Annotated in this window: 13 protein-coding genes and 1 pseudogene; 5 read left to right on the forward strand and 9 right to left on the reverse strand. The window is 73.3% G+C overall.

What is annotated here, in order from left to right; genetic code table 11:
• Nucleotides 1–351: 351 nt before the first annotated feature.
• A complete protein-coding gene (iolD, locus tag ACFU5F_RS25355; RefSeq protein ID WP_383891445.1) occupies nt 352–2,229 on the forward strand; it encodes a 3D-(3,5/4)-trihydroxycyclohexane-1,2-dione acylhydrolase (decyclizing) in 1,878 nt (625 codons plus the stop codon).
• 139 nt (nt 2,230–2,368) lie between these two features.
• Nucleotides 2,369–3,139: a GntR family transcriptional regulator gene (locus tag ACFU5F_RS25360; protein WP_383891447.1), complete on the forward strand. Its 771-nt coding sequence runs from the start codon at nt 2,369–2,371 to the stop codon at nt 3,137–3,139.
• Between the two features lie 60 nt (nt 3,140–3,199).
• Here the strand turns inward: ACFU5F_RS25360 and ACFU5F_RS25365 are convergent, their stop codons facing one another.
• Nucleotides 3,200–4,351 (reverse strand): Gfo/Idh/MocA family protein, encoded by a 1,152-nt coding sequence (locus tag ACFU5F_RS25365; RefSeq protein ID WP_383891450.1) that lies wholly within the window; start codon nt 4,349–4,351, stop codon nt 3,200–3,202.
• A gap of 112 nt (nt 4,352–4,463) precedes the next feature.
• Here ACFU5F_RS25365 and ACFU5F_RS25370 point away from each other — a divergent pair, with 112 nt between their 5' ends.
• Nucleotides 4,464–5,489 (forward strand): LacI family DNA-binding transcriptional regulator, encoded by a 1,026-nt coding sequence (locus tag ACFU5F_RS25370; RefSeq protein WP_383891453.1) that lies wholly within the window; start codon nt 4,464–4,466, stop codon nt 5,487–5,489.
• 25 nt (nt 5,490–5,514) lie between these two features.
• Here the strand turns inward: ACFU5F_RS25370 and ACFU5F_RS25375 are convergent, their stop codons facing one another.
• On the reverse strand, nt 5,515–5,934 hold the full coding sequence (locus ACFU5F_RS25375; protein ID WP_383891455.1) for an ankyrin repeat domain-containing protein: 420 nt from the start codon (nt 5,932–5,934) through the stop codon (nt 5,515–5,517).
• 176 nt (nt 5,935–6,110) lie between these two features.
• Nucleotides 6,111–6,212 (reverse strand): annotated as a pseudogene (locus ACFU5F_RS25380) (carbohydrate ABC transporter permease); the annotation flags it as partial.
• A 666-nt stretch (nt 6,213–6,878) separates the two neighbouring features.
• On the opposite strand from ACFU5F_RS25380, the gene ACFU5F_RS25385 reads away from it, so the two are divergent.
• Nucleotides 6,879–7,334: an SRPBCC family protein gene (locus ACFU5F_RS25385; RefSeq protein WP_383891456.1), complete on the forward strand. Its 456-nt coding sequence runs from the start codon at nt 6,879–6,881 to the stop codon at nt 7,332–7,334.
• Between the two features lie 85 nt (nt 7,335–7,419).
• Entirely contained in the window at nt 7,420–8,073 is a 654-nt protein-coding gene (locus tag ACFU5F_RS25390; protein ID WP_383891458.1) for a class I SAM-dependent DNA methyltransferase, read from the forward strand.
• A 34-nt stretch (nt 8,074–8,107) separates the two neighbouring features.
• Here ACFU5F_RS25390 and ACFU5F_RS25395 read toward each other — a convergent pair whose 3' ends face one another.
• The 6 genes from ACFU5F_RS25395 to ACFU5F_RS25420 form a co-directional block, all read right to left on the reverse strand.
• The gene (locus tag ACFU5F_RS25395) at nt 8,108–8,872 is read right to left on the reverse strand and encodes a hypothetical protein (RefSeq protein ID WP_383891461.1); all 765 of its coding nucleotides are present in this window, start codon (nt 8,870–8,872) and stop codon (nt 8,108–8,110) included.
• A gap of 90 nt (nt 8,873–8,962) precedes the next feature.
• Nucleotides 8,963–10,117: an XdhC family protein gene (locus ACFU5F_RS25400; RefSeq protein ID WP_383891464.1), complete on the reverse strand. Its 1,155-nt coding sequence runs from the start codon at nt 10,115–10,117 to the stop codon at nt 8,963–8,965.
• Between the two features lie 49 nt (nt 10,118–10,166).
• Nucleotides 10,167–11,612 carry an NCS2 family permease gene (locus ACFU5F_RS25405; protein ID WP_383891467.1) on the reverse strand — a complete coding sequence of 482 codons (1,446 nt, stop codon included), beginning with the start codon at nt 11,610–11,612 and terminating at the stop codon, nt 10,167–10,169.
• Nucleotides 11,613–11,817: 205 nt separating this feature from the next.
• Nucleotides 11,818–14,205: a xanthine dehydrogenase family protein molybdopterin-binding subunit gene (locus ACFU5F_RS25410; RefSeq protein ID WP_383891470.1), complete on the reverse strand. Its 2,388-nt coding sequence runs from the start codon at nt 14,203–14,205 to the stop codon at nt 11,818–11,820.
• Between the two features lie 2 nt (nt 14,206–14,207).
• On the reverse strand, nt 14,208–14,810 hold the full coding sequence (locus tag ACFU5F_RS25415; protein WP_383891473.1) for a (2Fe-2S)-binding protein: 603 nt from the start codon (nt 14,808–14,810) through the stop codon (nt 14,208–14,210).
• Nucleotides 14,810–15,697, reverse strand: a complete 888-nt coding sequence (locus ACFU5F_RS25420) for an FAD binding domain-containing protein (protein ID WP_383891476.1) — start codon at nt 15,695–15,697, stop codon at nt 14,810–14,812. The genes ACFU5F_RS25415 and ACFU5F_RS25420 overlap by 1 nt, the downstream gene beginning before the upstream one ends.
• Nucleotides 15,698–15,791 lie beyond the last annotated feature (94 nt).

Here is a 15,791-nt window from a genome sequence, read left to right on the forward strand (position 1 = left end):
CCCGCATCCCCCGCCCGAGGAGCGACGCGCATGCCCGAGTCCGCCGAATCCTTCGTTCCGGTCACGACGGCCGTGTCGGAATCGATCTCCATCCGTTGCAGACCGGCGTCCTTCCCGCGCGTGTCGAACCCCGCTGCGCGGCCCGGTGCGAGGTGCTGAAGGGGATCCTTGGTCCTCGTTCGTCCGCGGCCCGGTGGCCTTCTCGCGCGGTTCCCCGCGGTCCTGACAGGCCGGGAGTGCGCCCGTGCCCTCCAGGCCCGCAGGACCTGGTCCTTCAGGACCAGCCCCACCCACGTGACAGCTCCGCACCACCCGCCCGACACCCCACCCATCCCAACCCGTGAGGTCCCGATGCCCCAGTCCCCCACCCGCCGTCTGACCGTCGCCCAGGCGCTGGTGCGGTTCCTGTCCGCGCAGTACACCGAGCGCGACGGGGAGCGTCACCGGCTGATCGCCGGGACCTGGGGCATCTTCGGCCACGGCAATGTCGCGGGCCTCGGCCAGGCGCTCCTGGAGGCCGGCGAGGAGACGATGCCCTTCCACCAGGGCCGCAACGAACAGTCGATGGTGCACGCCGCCGTCGGGTACGCCCGCCAGCTGAACCGGCTCTCCGCGCAGGCGGTCACCACCTCCATCGGCCCCGGCGCCACCAACCTGGTCACCGGCGCCGCCCTCGCCACCATCAACCGGCTCCCCGTACTGCTGCTGCCCGGCGACTACTTCGCGACCCGCACCGCCGACCCGCTGCTCCAGCAGTTGGAGCACCCCACCGAGGCCGATGTCTCGGTCAACGACACCCTGCGCCCCGTCTCCCGTCACTTCGACCGGATCACCCGCCCCGAGGCGCTGATCCCCGCCGCCCTGAACGCCATGCGGGTCCTCACCGACCCGGCCGACACCGGCGCCGTCACCCTCGCTCTCCCCCAGGACGTCCAGGCGGAGGCGTACGACTGGCCTGAGGAGTTCTTCGCCGAGCGCGTGTGGCGCGTACGGCGTCCCGTGCCCGACCCGGTGGAGCTGGCGGAGGCGGTGCGGGCGGTCCGCGGCGCGCGGCGGCCGCTGATCGTCGCGGGCGGCGGCGTCCACCACAGCGAGGCCGAGGAGGCGCTGAAGGCCCTGGTCGACGCCACGGGCATCCCGGTCGCGTCCACCCAGGCCGGCAAGGGGTCCCTGCGCTTCGACCACCCGGGCGACCTCGGCGGCATCGGCCACACCGGCACGGCCGTCTGCGACGACATCGCCCGCACCGCCGACCTGGTCATCGGCGTCGGCACCCGCTACACCGACTTCACCACCGCCTCGAACACCCTCTTCCAGACCCCGGACGTCCGTTTCGTCAACCTCAACATCGCCGCGTTCGACGCCCACAAGCTGTCGGCCCGGACGGTCGTCTGCGACGCGCGGGCCGGTCTCACCGCGCTGACCGGGGCGCTGGAGGGCCACCGGGTGAGCGAGGCGTACGAGGCGGAGTACCGGGCCGGCAAGGAGCGGTGGGAGCAGGTCGTCGAGGCCGCCTACGCCCCGGCCGACGAGAACGCCGCGCCCACCCAGACCCAGGTGCTCGGCGCCCTGGACGCGGTCGTCGGGGACGAGGACGTGGTCATCAACGCGGCCGGTTCGCTCCCGGGGGACCTGCACAAGCTCTGGCGGGCCCGCAGCCCGCGCCAGTACCACCTGGAGTACGGCTACTCCTGCATGGGCTACGAGATCCCCGCCGGGATCGGTGTCCAGCAGGCGGCGCCCGGCACGGCCGTCTGGTCGCTGGTCGGGGACGGCACGTACCTGATGATGCCGACGGAGATCGTCACGGCCGTCCAGGAGGGTCTGCCGGTCAACCTGGTCCTCCTCCAGAACCACGGGTACGCCTCCATCGGCGGCCTGTCCGAGTCTGTCGGCGGCGAGCGCTTCGGCACCGCCTACCGCTACCGCGCCGCCGACGGCACCTTCTCCGGCGCCCCGCTCCCGGTGGACCTGGCGGCGAACGCGGCCAGCCTCGGCATGGACGTCGTCCGCGCCAAGACGGTGCGGGAACTGCGCGAGGCTCTCACGACGGCCCGCGCCTCGGACCGGCCGACCTGTGTGTACGTGGAGACGGACCCGGCGCCCACCGCTCCGCCCGCGCAGGCCTGGTGGGACGTCCCGGTCGCCGAGACCGCCTCCCGTCCGGCGGCCGTGGAGGCGCGCGCGGCGTACGACCGCGACGCGGCGGGCCGGCGGCGCCACCTCTGACGGGTCGCGGAACGCCGCCGAGGGGCTCACGACGGAACCCCCTCGGCGCCGCCCAAGGCCTGGATCCCAGCGAATCGCGGATCATGTCAGGACAATGCGATGACAGGGGTTCCTGTCATCCGGACGGAGGGCTACTCTCATGGGCGTGACCAGCGCGACCACGGGGAGTACAGGGAGTCTCGGCCTCAGCGTCGACCGGAGCAGCCCGGTGCCGCTGTACTACCAGCTGGCCCAGCAGCTGGAGTCGGCGATCGAGAACGGCGCCCTCGGCCCCGGCAGCCTGCTCGGCAACGAGATCGAACTCGCGGGCCGGCTCGGCCTCTCCCGCCCGACCGTGCGGCAGGCCATCCAGTCGCTCGTCGACAAGGGCCTGCTCGTACGCCGCCGGGGTGTCGGGACACAGGTGGTGCACAGCCAGGTGAAACGGCCGCTGGAGCTGAGCAGCCTCTACGACGACCTGGAGGCGGCCGGGCAGCGGCCCACGACCAGGGTGCTGCTGAGCGAGATCCGGACGGCCTCCGCCGAGGTCGCGGCCGCCCTGGGCATCGCCGAGGGCGACGAGGTGCATCTCGTCGAGCGGCTGCGCCTGACCCACGGCCAGCCGGTGGCGTACCTGGCGAACTTCGTGCCGGGCGGGCTGCTGGACCTCGGCACCGAGCGCCTGGAGTCGACGGGTCTGTACCAGATGATGCGCAACGCCGGCATCACCCTGCACAGCGCCCACCAGAGCGTCGGCGCCCGCCTCGCCACCCCCGAGGAGGCCGAGCGCCTCGGTGAGCCGGAGGGCGCCGCGCTCCTCACCATGCAGCGCACGGCGTACGACGACACCGGGCGCGCGGTGGAGTTCGGCACCCATGTGTACCGGGCCTCGCGCTACTCCTTCGACTTCCAGCTCCTCGTCCGCAACTGACCGACGGCTAGCGGGAGTCCGGGCGCGGGAACGGTCCGACGGCGGTGTCCGCCCACGGGCTCAGAGCTGCACCCACGCCCCCGACCCGGCCGATCGGCTCATCGCGTCCAGCGCGGTGGCGCTGTGCACGGCGTCGGTCAGGGTGGTGCCGTACGGGGTGCCCTCGGCGATCGACCGCAGGAAGTGGTGCGCCTCCACGACCTTGAGGTCGTCGTAGCCCATGGCGTTGGCGGAGCCGGGCTGGAAGGCCCCGTACGCGCCGTGGCCGGGGCCGACGAAGACGGTGTGCACGGACTGGTCCTGGTAGGCCTCCCCCGTGCTGACGCCGAGCTCGCCCATGCGGCGGAAGTCCCAGAAGAGGGCGCCCTCGGTGCCGTGGATCTCGAAGCCGTAGTTGTTCTGCTCCCCTACGGAGACCCGGCACGCCTCCAGGACACCCCGGGCGCCGGAGGCGAAGCGGAGGAGGCAGTTCACGTAGTCCTCGTTCTCGACCGGGCCGAGTTCGCCGCCCGAGGCGCGGCTGTGCCCGGCGGTGGCGCCGGTGGGCCGGGCCCGCTCGGGGACGAAGATCGCGGTGTCGGCGGTCAGGGAGGTGATCTCGCCGAGCAGGAAGCGGGCCAGGTCCACGCCGTGCGAGGCAAGGTCGCCGAGGACGCCGCTGCCGCCGCGTTCCCGCTCGTACCGCCAGGTCAGGGCGCCGTCGGGGTGGGCGGCGTAGTCGCTGAGGAGGCGGATGCGGATGTGGGTGACCGTGCCGATCCGGCCGGCGGCGATCAGCTCGCGGGCGGCCTCCACCGCGGGCGCGTTGCGGTAGTTGAAGCCCACGGTGCCCTGGACGCCGGACCGGGCGGCCGCGTCGGCGACGGCGCGGGCGTCGGCGGCGGTGAGCCCGACCGGCTTCTCGATCCAGATGTGCTTGCCCGCCTCGGCCATGGCGACGCCGATCTCCCGGTGCAGGAAGTTCGGCGCGGTGATGCTGACCGCCTGGATCCGGGGATCGGCGGCCACCTCGCGCCAGTCCCGGGCGGTCGAGGCGAACCCGAACTGCCGGGCGGCCTCCTCGGCGCGGCCGGGCACCTCCTCGACGACGGTGACCAGCTCGGGCCTCAGGGCCAGCCCCGGGAAGTGGTGGGCCACGCGGGCGTACGCCTGCGTGTGCACCCGTCCCATCCAGCCGAACCCCACCACGGCGACACCGAGCGCACTCACCATGACCGCCCTTCTTTGGACCGTTCCAAACGCGTACGCCGCTCACATTGTGGGGCAGGGTCGGTGACTGTCAAGCCCTTTGACACGGGCACCACGCTGTGGAACGGTCCAGGCCATGAGACCCGGACCCGCGACCCCGACGATCCGCGATGTCGCCGAGCGGGCCGGCGTGTCGAAGTCCCTGGTCTCCCTGGTGCTGCGGGGCTCCGACCAGGTCCGCCCCGAGAAGCGGGAGGCCGTGCTGACGGCCGTGGACGAGTTGGGCTACCGGCCGAACGCCGCCGCGCGCAGTCTGAGCGAGCGCCGCACCCGCACGGTCGGCGTCCTCCTCAACGACATGCGCAACCCCTGGTTCGTGGAACTGCTGGACGGCCTCAACTCCCGTCTGCACGACAACGGTCTGCGCATGCTGCTGGCCGACGGCCACCTCAACCGGCGGCTCGGCGAGGACCTCACCCGCACCTTCACCGAGCTGCGGGTCGACGGGCTGATCGCGGTCGGCACGCTGCCGCCGTCCGAGGCCCTGCGCACGGCGGCCGGGCTCGTCCCGACCGTGGTGGCGGGCGCCCGGGAGCCCACGCTCCCCCAGGTGGACGTCGTCGCGGGCGACGACCAGCTCGGCGTCCGTCTCGCCACCGAGCATCTCATCGGCCTCGGGCACCGGCGCATCGCCCATATCGCCGGGGACGGCGTGGTCGGCGCGCTGCGCCGCCGCAGCTTCGAGACGGTGATGCGCGAGCACGGGCTGGGCGATCTGGCGTCCGTCGAGCGGGGCGACCTGACGGAGGAGGGCGGCTACCGCGCCACGGTCCGGCTGCTCGGCACCGCCGAACGCCCCACCGCCGTCGTGGCGTTCAACGACATGGCCTGCGTGGGCGCCCTCTCCGCCGCCGAGGAACTGGGCCTGAAGGTGCCGCGCGACCTCTCCCTCGTCGGCTACGACAACACCTACCTCGCCCGTCTGCGCCACCTCTGGCTCACCACCGTGGACGCCGCCAGCCACGACGTCGGCAGGGCCGCCGCCCAGTGCCTTCTCGACCGCATCGCCGACCCGACGCGCCCCGGCAAGGTCGTCCTGACGACGCCGACCCTGGAGGTCCGCGGCACCACGGGCCCGCCCGCCTCCCACCCGCACGGATAGCCCCCGCGCCGGACGCGACCGGGCCCTAGGAAGGCCGCGCCCCCGCGGCGAGCAGCAGGGCCGCCGACTCCGGGTGGGGGCCGGCGGCCGCCCAGTCGAGCGGGGTGCGGCCCGTGCCGTGGTCCTCGCGGAGGCCGGGGGCCGCGCCGTGGTCGAGGAGGGCGCGCACCGTCTCGGTGTGCCCCCAGCATGCGGCGGCGCACAGCGGTGTGCCCTCCGTGCCGCGCCCGCTCTCGGTGTCGGGCAGGGCCCCGGCCGCGAGCAGCACACGGACCGTGTCGGCGGCTCCGTGCACGGAGGCCGCGTACAGGGGTGTCGTCCCCGCGGCGTCGGCCGTCTCGGCAGGGGCTCCGGCCCGCAGCAGCGTCTCGACCCGCGCCGTGTCACCGACCATCGCGGCCGACACCAGCCGTGTGGACCACTTCTTCCGCCGCCGCCTGTTCACCGTGCGCCGCTCCCCCCGCTGTCGACGTGCGCGTGCGTCAGCCCATCACACGCCCGGCCGGGGGGCGACCCCTTTTCCGCGGCCGTCCACGGCGGTGAGCGCCGGCGCGGGCGCCGGTACGAGGAGGGCGAGGGGCAGCAGCATCCAGGCGCTCAGCGCCGCCGTGGCCACGGCCGGTTGGACCATTCCAGTCCGCTCGGCAGCGGGTCCAGGCCGGCGATCACCTCGTTCGCCGGCTCGAGGGAGGTCGCGAGGAGCCAGGCGAGCGGATACGGCATCACGAGCGGCGCGGCCGCGCAGCCACCCGACGAGGCGCCCGATGACCTCTCCGGGCAGCCGGCCCGCGTAGGCGGACATCAGCTCGACCCGGCCGCCCCCGCCGCCTGCCCCGCTCCCGGCCTCGCCGCTCTCCCCGGCGCACGTGACGAAGCCGTCGATCAGGGCGGCGGCCCGCTCCTCGGCGTACGGGAGGACCGCCGCGACCCTCACCGGCGACAGCCCTCGCACGATGAGGGCCCGCAGTTCCTGGTACAGGGCGCCGTCAGCGGTGACGACGGCGGGGCAGCCGCCGAAGCCACCGCCGAGCACGGCCGGCGCCGCAGGGGCGGGCATGACGTCCGGGCGCAGCGCGTTCGCCGAGGAGAAGTCCTCCGCGCGCCGCAGCACCTCCCGTACGTCGGCGTCCCGCGCCACCAGCCAGGAGGCCAGCTCGGGGACGCACGTCAGCCCCTCCGCCGCCCTGGCCGCGCGTAGTGCGGATACGGATCCCGCTGCAACTCGTGGAGCCTGCCGTGCAGTTCGGCGTCCACGGGAGCACCTTCCGGCCGGGGGCGGACGTGCGGTGCGCCGCATCGTGCCGTACGGCGGGGCGGGGCGGTAGGTCTCCGCGCCGGGACGGCCGTGCGGGTCCGGCGGGGCCGGGCCCGTGCACCTACGATCACCTCGTGGTTCTCTTCCTCCTGGAACGCCTCCCCCCGCTCCCCGCGGACCGCGCCTGGCAGCGTCTGACCGACTGGCCCCGGCACGCCGGCGTCGTCCCGCTGACCCGCGTCACCGTCCGCACGCCTCCCCCGACCGGCGAGGGCACGGTGTTCGTGGCCCGCAGCGGTGTGGGCGCGCTGGCCTTCGACGACCCGATGGAGGTGACGGTCTGGCAGCCGCCGGAGGGGGAGGCGGGCGGGAGGTGCCGTCTCGTCAAGCACGGTTCGTTCGTCACCGGGTGGGCCGAGATCGAGGTCCGTCCGCATGGTGCCGGCGCGTCCCGTGTCGTGTGGCGGGAGGACCTGCGGGTGCGCGGGCTGCCAGGATTTCTCGACCGGCCGCTGGCGCTCGTGGCGCGACGGATGTTCGGACGGGCCGTGGACGGGCTGCTCGCCTCCGACGGCCGACGGCCGGGCTGAGCCGTCGGCGCGGCGGTCACCGGGCGGCGTCCCCCGCTCCCGGTCACGACGGCGTTGTCGGACCCCCCGGCTACTGTCGAGGAACATGACCTCACACCACTCGGACGCCACCCGGGCGTCCTACGACACGGTCGCCGCCGACTACGAGAAGCTGCTGAGGGACGAGCTGGCGAACAGCCCGTTCGAGCGGGCGATGCTGGGGGTGTTCGCCGAGCGGGTGCTGGGCGCCGGAGGCGGCCGCGTGGCGGACCTGGGGTGCGGTCCGGGCCGGGTCACCGGGCATCTGGCCTCGCTGGGGCTCGACATCTGCGGGATCGACCTCTCACCGGAGATGGTCGCCGTGGCCCGCTGGGCCCACCCCCGGCTGCGGTTCGACGTGGGCACGATGACCGCGCTCGACTTCGGGGACGGCTCCCTGGCGGGCGCCCTCGCCTGGTACTCGACCGTCCACACCCCGGCCGCCGGACTCCCGCCCCTCTTCCGTGAGTTCCACCGTGTCCTCGCTCCCGGCGGCCTCCTCGCGCTGGCGTACAAGGTGGGGGACGGGTCCGTGCACCTGTCGCACGCGTACGGTCATCCCCTCGACCTCGACGTGCACCGCTTCCCGCCCGGCCTCGTCGCGGAGCTGCTGACGGACGCCGGGTTCGTCGAGTCGGCACGGCTGGTCCGGGAGGCGGACGGACCGGACACCACGGCGGTCACACCACAGGCGTACGTGCTGGCGCGCAAGCCCGCGTGAACCTCCGGGGACGACCGCGGACCGGGGCCGCCGGTCAGGACGCCCCCGGATCCCCGTTACGGGCCGCGGCCAGGCCGTCGCGGCGGTCGCGGTCGCCGTCGCCCGTGGTGCTGAGGAGGGTGTCGCAGATCTCGCGGAGCTTGTCGGTGGCCTGCTTGGAGAACAGCCCACAGAGCCCGGCGATGCCGGAGAAGCCGTACGGGTTGGTGGCACCGGCGCCGGAGCTGCCCGCGAACAGGCCACCGCGCAGCAGGAGGTACACGAGCAGGGCGAGGGCCACGCCGATACCGGCGCGCAGGAGGTACCACCACAGCCAGCTCGCGTAGAGCCGCCGGTTGCCGACGTAGGTCGCGAAGGACGTGGCCGCGTGGACGAAGCTGCCGAGCGCGCTGCACACGACCACGGCGAGCAGCATCGCGGTGTCGGCGGTCACGGACCAGTCCCCGAGACCGAAGGGCGACCAGCGCGCGGTGGCCGTCGGCTCCGCCCCGGGCTCGACCGTCGCCAGCACCACGGGCCAGAGCGTCACGAGGGCCCCGCAGACGAAGACGACGTCGACGAGGAGGAAGAGGCCGAGCAGGGCCGTCGGGGCGGCGGACAGCCGCCGGTCGTCGACGGGGCGGTCGGGGGCGCCCGGGGACGGGCCGCCGCCGTTCCGGCTGCCGCTCCCGTCCCCGCTTCCGCTCCCGTCCCCGCTTCCGTTCCCGCTTCCGTTCCCGTCCCCGCTTCCGTTCCCGCTCCCGTTTCCGCTTCCAGCCGCGCCCCCGGTCGGGCGCTCCTCGTCGCTCGCCGCACTCAACTGTCCGCCCCCGTGATGCTGTTGTCCTGATGCCACGGTCCGCCCTGGCACTGCGGGGGTCAAGGCACGGGCGCGGGTTCGGGTGGGGCCTCAGGAGACCCGCAGGCTCGGCAGCCGCATGACCTCGGGGGAACCGTCGTGGTGGATCGGGGTGTGCGCGCCGGTCAGGGGGACTCCGCTGCCGCCGCGCCGCGCCGCGACGATCTCGGCGGCGATGGAGAGAGCCGTCTCCTCCGGTGTGCGGGCCCCGAGGTCGAGCCCGATCGGGGACCGGAGCCGCGTCAACTCCACCTCGGTGACGCCCACTTGGCGGAGTCGCTCGTTGCGGTCGAGGTGGGTGCGGCGGGAGCCCATCGCGCCGACGTAGGCGACGGGCAGCCGCAGGGCGAGCCGGAGGAGCGGGACGTCGAACTTGGCGTCGTGGGTGAGGACGCAGAGGACCGTACGGGCGTCGACGGTCGTCCGCTCCAGGTAGCGGTGGGGCCAGTCGACGACGATCTCGTCCGCCTCCGGGAAACGGTCACGGGTCGCGAACACGGGGCGGGCGTCGCAGACGGTGACGTGATGGCCGAGGAACTTGCCGACGCGGACCAGTGCCGACGCGAAGTCGATCGCGCCGAAGACGATCATCCGGGGCGGCGGGACGGACGACTCGACGAGCACCGTGAGCGGTGCTCCGCACCGTGAGCCCCGCTCTCCGATCTCCAGGGTGCCCGTGCGGCCGGTGTCGAGGAGGGCGCGCGCCTCGGCCGCGACCGTGCGGTCCAGTTCGGGGTGGGCGCCGTAGCCGCCGTCGTACGAACCGTCCGGGCGGACCAGCAGGGCGCGGCCCCGCAGGTCCGCCGGGCCGGAGACGATCCGGGCCAGCGCCGCCGCCTCCCCGCTCGCGGCGGCGGCGAACGCGGCGGCGACCACCGGGCGGACGGGGTCGCCGGTCCGCACCGGGGTGACGAGGATGTCGATGATGCCGCCGCAGGTCAGACCGACCGCGAAGGCGTCCTCGTCGCTGTAGCCGAAGCGTTCGAGGATCGGTTCGCCGTCCGCCAGCGCCTGTCGGCACAGCTCGTAGACGGCGCCCTCCACACAACCGCCGGAGACCGAGCCGATCGCGGCGCCCCCGGCGTCCACGGCGAGGGCGGCACCCGGCTGCCGGGGAGCGCTGCCGCCGACGGCCACCACCGTGGCCACGGCGAAGTCGCGGCCCTGCTCGACCCACCGGTGGAGTTCTTCGGCGATGTCCAGCATGTCGGTCTCCTCAAGCGAAGTGTGCGCGGACGGTACTCGGCGAAGGGCCCTAGTGCACGCCCAGCCAGCTCTCGATCGGGTTCAGGGCGAAGAAGACGAGGAAGACCGCCGTCAGGCCCCACATGAACGCGCCGATCTCCCGCGCCCGGCCCTGGGCCAGCTTGACGGCGACGTAGGAGACGACTCCGGCGGCGACGCCCGCGGTGATGGAGTACGTGAACGGCATGATCACGACGGTCAGGAAGACCGGTACCGCGGTGGCCCGGTCGGACCAGTCGATGTGCCGGGCGTTCGTCATCATCATGGCGCCGATGACGACGAGCGCGGCGGCCGCGACCTCGCCGGGCACGATCGCGGTGAGAGGGGTGAAGAACAGACAGGCCGCGAAGAACAGCCCGGTGACGACGGAGGAGAGTCCCGTGCGGGCGCCCTCTCCGACGCCGGTCGCCGACTCGACGAAGACGGTCTGGCCCGAGCCGCCGGCCACGCCGCCGATCGCGCCGCCGGCGCCGTCGATGAACAGCGCCTTGGACAGACCGGGCATCCGGCCCCTGTCGTCGGCGAGCCCGGCCTCGGTCCCCACCCCGATGATGGTGGCCATGGCGTCGAAGAACCCGGCGAGCACGAGGGTGAAGACGATCATGCCGACCGTCATCGCGCCGACGTCCCCCCAGCCGCCGAACTCGACGTGCCCGAGGAGCGAGAAGTCCGGCATCGAGACCGCGGCGCCGTGCAACTCCGGCGCGCCGCCCGCCCATTGCTTCGGGTCGATGACGTCGAGAGCGTTGAGGAGCACGGCGACGACCGTGCCGCCGACGATGCCGAGCAGGATCGCGCCGGGCACGCCCCGGGCCTGGAGCATGAAGATCGCGAGGAGGGTGACCGCGAAGAGGAGGACCGGCCAGCCGGCGAGTTCACCGGCGGGGCCGAGGCTGACCGGGGTCGCCGTGCCCTGGTGCACGAAGCCGGCCTTGTAGAAGCCGATCAGGGCGACGAAGAGGCCGATGCCCATGGTGATGGCGTGCTTCAGTGCCAGCGGGATGGCGTTCATGATCAGCTCGCGGAGGCCGGTGACGACCAGGAGCATGATGATCACGCCGTACATCACGCACATGCCCATCGCCTGCGGCCAGGTCATCTGCGGGGCGACCTGCGAGGCGATCACGCCGGAGACGGAGAGGCCGGCGGCGAGGGCGAGCGGCACCCGGCCGACGAAGCCCATGAGGAGGGTGGTGACGGCGGCCGCGAGCGCGGTCGCCGTGATCAGGGCCTTCTGACCGAGGGCGGTGCCCGCGGCGTCCGGGCCGGACAGGACGAGCGGGTTGAGCAGGAGGATGTACGCCATCGCCATGAAGGTGGTGACGCCGCCGCGGACCTCCCGGGCGACGGTGGATCCTCGGCGGGTGATGTGGAAGTACCGGTCGAGACGCGACCGGCCTGTCGGGTCCGGGGTGCCTTCGGCGGTCGTCCTCGGCTTGAGGGACTGGTGGGTCATGGGGCCTTCTCCCAAGGTTCACAGGGACACCCGGCCGTTGCCCTGGGCTTCGGCGGGATTTGGGAAGGTGCCCGACCCGGGGGACGGCCCGAGACGAACGTGGTGGGTGGTGAGTGGAGGGTGGGTGCGTTGTCGGGTGCGGGTGCGTGGGGCCCGCACCCGCCGAGGATCCCGCACCCCCGAGCTCCTAGGCGCCCGGCGGCAACTACGCCGTACCGGTCAGATGCTCCGGCCGCACCGGCGTCCTGTTCAACTCCAGCCCCGTCGCGGAGCGAATCGCCGCGAGGACGGCCGGGGTCGACGACAGGGTCGGCGCCTCGCCCACCCCGCGCAGCCCGTACGGCGCGTGGTCGTCGGCGAGTTCGAGCACGTCGACGGGGATGGTCGGCGTGTCGAGGATCGTGGGGATGAGGTAGTCCGTGAAGGAGGGGTTGCGCACCTTCGCGGTCTTCGGGTCGACGACGATCTCCTCCATCACCGCGATACCGAGACCCTGGGTCGTACCGCCCTGGATCTGGCCCACCACGGACAGCGGGTTGAGCGCCTTGCCGACGTCCTGCGCGCAGGCCAGCTCGACGACCTTGACCATGCCCAGCTCGGTGTCGACCTCGACGACCGCGCGGTGCGCGGCGAACGAGTACTGGACGTGGCCGAACCCCTGCCCGGTCCGCAGGTCGAAGGGTTCGGTCGGCCGGTGCCGCCACTCCGCCTCGACCTCGACGGCCTCGTCACCGAGGACGTCCGCGAGGTCGGCCAGCACCTCACCGCCGTCGGTGAGGACCTTGCCGCCCTCCAGCACCAACTCGGCGGTGGCCCAGGCGGGGTGGTACGTGCCGAACCTGCGGCGCCCCAGCTCCAGCACCTTCTCCCGCACCAGCTCGCAGCTGTTCTTCACGGCGCCGCCCGTGACGTACGTCTGCCGGGAGGCGGAGGTCGAGCCCGCCGAACCCACCTGTGTGTCGGCGGGGTTGATCGTCACCCGGGCGACGCCCAGCTCCGTGCGGGCGATCTGCGCGTGGACGGTGATGCCGCCCTGACCGACCTCCGCCATGGCCGTGTGGACCGTCGCCACCGGCTCGCCGCCGACGACCTCCATCCGCACCCGCGCGGTCGAGTAGTCGTCGAAGCCCTCGGAGAAGCCGACGTTCTTGATGCCGACGGCGTAGCCGACGCCCCGGACGACGCCCTCGCCGTGCGTGGTGTTGGACAGGCCGCCCGGCAGCTGCCGTACGTCCGCGGCCTCGCCCGCCGTGAGCCACTGCTGCTCCGGCGGCAGGGGCATCGCCTTGACGCGGCGCAGGAGTTCGGCGACGGGTGCCGGGGAGTCGACCGGCTGGCCCGTCGGCAGGAGGGTGCCCTGCTCCATGGCGTTGATCTGCCGCAGCTCCACCGGGTCCATGCCGAGCTTCGCCGCCAGCTTGTCCATCTGCGCCTCGTAGGCGAAGCACGCCTGGACCGCGCCGAAGCCGCGCATCGCGCCGCAGGGCGGGTTGTTGGTGTAGAGGGCGATCGCCTCGATCTCGACGTCGTCGATCACGTACGGGCCCGCGCCGAGCGAGGCGGCGTTGCCGACCACGGCCGGGGAGGCGGAGGCGTAGGCGCCGCCGTCCAGGACGATGCGGGCCTTGAGGTGCGTGAGCCGGCCGTCACGGGTCGCCCCGTGCTCGTAGTGGAGTTTGGCGGGGTGGCGGTGGACGTGCCCGAAGAAGGACTCGAAGCGGTTGTAGACGATCTTCACGGGCTTGCCGGTGCGCAGGGCCAGCAGACAGGCGTGGATCTGCATCGACAGGTCCTCGCGGCCGCCGAAGGCCCCGCCGACGCCGGCCAGCGTCATCCGGACCTTGTCCTCGGGCAGTCCGAGGACCGGCGCGATCTGGCGCAGGTCGGAGTGGAGCCACTGGGTGGCGATGTAGAGGTCGACCCCGCCGTCCTCGGCGGGCACGGCGAGTCCGGACTCGGGGCCGAGGAACGCCTGGTCCTGCATGCCGAAGACGTACTCGCCCTCCACGATCACGTCCGCGCGCTCGCGGGCCGCCGCCACGTCACCGCGGACGATCGGCTGGCGGTGGACGATGTTCGGGTGGCTGACATGTGCGACGTGATGGTCGTCGCGGCCCTCGTGGACGAGGACGGCGTCCGGCGCGGTCGCGGAGGCCTCGTCGGTGACGACCGGCAGTTCGCGGTACTCCACCTTGATCCTGGCGGCGGCGCGGCGGGCGGTCTCCGGGTGGTCTGCGGCGACGATCGCGACGGGCTCGCCGTGGTGGCGGACCTTGCCGTGGGCGAGGACCGGGGTGTCCTGGATCTCCAGACCGTAGTGCCGTACGGCGGTCGGCAGGTCGTCGTACGTCATCACCGCGTACACACCGGGGGTGGCGAGGGCCTCGGCGGTGTCGATGGAGAGGATCTCGGCGTGGGCGACCGTGGAGCGCAGGATCTGGCCCCAGAGCATGTCCTCGTGCCACATGTCGGAGGAGTACGCGAACTCGCCGGTGACCTTGAGGGTGCCGTCCGGGCGGAGCGTGGACTCGCCGATGCCGCCCCTGGTGCGGGAGCCCTGGGTGAGGTGGACGGGCAGGCCGGTGGTTCCCATGGTCAGACCCCTTCGGACTGCCGGGCGGCGGCCAGACGGACCGCGTCCATGATCTTCTCGTAGCCGGTGCAGCGGCACAGGTTGCCCGACAGCGCCTCGCGGATGTCGGCGTCGCTCGGGTTCGGGGTGCGCTCCAGCATCTCGTCGGCTGCGACCAGAAGACCGGGCGTGCAGAAGCCGCACTGGACGGCGCCGGCGTCGATGAACGCCTGCTGCACCGGGGAGAGTTCGACCCCTTCGCCGGTCTGCGAGTCGGCGCCTCGGGCGGCCCACCGCCGGGCCGAGTCGAGCGAGGTCCCGTCCGCGCCGGCCGTACCGCACGCGCCGGACGCGCAGCCGCCGTGCTCGGCGCGCTGCCGGGCGAAGTCCGCCAGTCCCTCGACGGTGACGACCTCGCGGCCCTCCACCTGTCCGGCGGCGACCAGGCACGAACACACGGGCACGCCGTCCAGCCGGACGGTGCAGGATCCGCATTCGCCCTGTTCGCAGGCGTTCTTGGAGCCCGGAAGTCCCAGGCGCTCCCGCAGGACGTACAGCAGGGACTCGCCCTCCCACACGTCGTCGGCTTCCTGGGGACGGCCGTTGACCGTGAAATTGACGCGCATCACGCAGCTCCCTCGGTGGCGGCGGTGCCGCGGTAGGACTCCCAGGTCCACATCAGCGTGCGGCGGGCCATGACGCCGACCGCGTGGCGGCGGTAGCTCGCGGTGCCGCGGACGTCGTCGATCGGGTTGCAGGCGCCGGCACAGAGGTCGGCGAACTGCTTGGCGACGGATGGGGTGATGATCCGGCCGTTGTCCCAGAAGCCGCCCTCGTCGAGCGCCGCGTTCAGGAACTCCTCGGCGGCCCTGGCCCGGACGGGGGTCGGCGCGGCCGAGCCGATGCCGGTCCGGACGGTCCGGGACGACGGGTGGAGGGCGAGTCCGAAGGCGCACACGGCGATGACCATGGCGTTGCGGGTGCCGACCTTGGAGTACTGCTGCGGGCCGTCCGCCTTGTCGATGTGGACGGCGCGGATCAGCTCGTCCGGGGCGAGGGCGTTGCGCTTGACGCCGGTGTAGAAGTCGTCGACGGGGATGAGCCGGGTGCCGCGTACGGACTCGGCCTCGACCTGGGCGCCCGCCGCGAGGAGGGCCGGGTGGGCGTCGCCGGCCGGGGAGGCGGTGCCGAGGTTGCCGCCGACGCCGCCGCGGTTGCGGATCTGCGGGGAGGCGACCGTGTGCGAGGCCAGGGCGAGGCCGGGCAGCTCGGTACGGAGGTTCTCCATGATCCGGGTGTAGGGGACGGACGCGCCGAGGCGGACCGTGTCAGCGCCGACCTCCCACTCGGAGAGTTCACCGATCCGGTTCAGGTCGAGCAGGTACTCGGGCCGACGGTGGTCGAAGTTGATCTCGACCATCACGTCGGTGCCGCCGGCGATCGGCACAGCGGTGGGGTGCTCGGCCTTCGCGGCGAGCGCCTCCTCCCAGCTGGCGGGGCGAAGGAAGTCCATGTGACCGGCTCTCTTCTTCGTCTGTGTCGTTCTCTTTGAGCCAGATCGTGTGCGGCGGGCCCGGCTCGTCCATGGGCTGTTCACGTGTGGTGTG

Origin of the sequence: Streptomyces sp. NPDC057438, assembly GCF_042802995.1 — a bacterium.
GTDB lineage: Bacteria > Actinomycetota > Actinomycetes > Streptomycetales > Streptomycetaceae > Streptomyces.

Bases quoted from the DNA above. Each gene is read 5' to 3' on its own strand.
- ACFU5F_RS25370 (WP_383891453.1), top strand. From the start codon at position 4,464: ATGAGACCCGGACCCGCGACCCCGACGATCCGCGATGTCGCCGAGCGG.
- ACFU5F_RS25405 (WP_383891467.1), bottom strand. From the start codon at position 11,612: ATGACCCACCAGTCCCTCAAGCCGAGGACGACCGCCGAAGGCACCCCG.
- iolD (WP_383891445.1), top strand. From the start codon at position 352: ATGCCCCAGTCCCCCACCCGCCGTCTGACCGTCGCCCAGGCGCTGGTG.
- ACFU5F_RS25410 (WP_383891470.1), bottom strand. From the start codon at position 14,205: ATGGGAACCACCGGCCTGCCCGTCCACCTCACCCAGGGCTCCCGCACC.
- ACFU5F_RS25400 (WP_383891464.1), bottom strand. From the start codon at position 10,117: ATGCTGGACATCGCCGAAGAACTCCACCGGTGGGTCGAGCAGGGCCGC.
- ACFU5F_RS25390 (WP_383891458.1), top strand. From the start codon at position 7,420: ATGACCTCACACCACTCGGACGCCACCCGGGCGTCCTACGACACGGTC.
- ACFU5F_RS25415 (WP_383891473.1), bottom strand. From the start codon at position 14,810: ATGCGCGTCAATTTCACGGTCAACGGCCGTCCCCAGGAAGCCGACGAC.
- ACFU5F_RS25420 (WP_383891476.1), bottom strand. From the start codon at position 15,697: ATGGACTTCCTTCGCCCCGCCAGCTGGGAGGAGGCGCTCGCCGCGAAG.
- ACFU5F_RS25360 (WP_383891447.1), top strand. From the start codon at position 2,369: ATGGGCGTGACCAGCGCGACCACGGGGAGTACAGGGAGTCTCGGCCTC.
- ACFU5F_RS25365 (WP_383891450.1), bottom strand. From the start codon at position 4,351: ATGGTGAGTGCGCTCGGTGTCGCCGTGGTGGGGTTCGGCTGGATGGGA.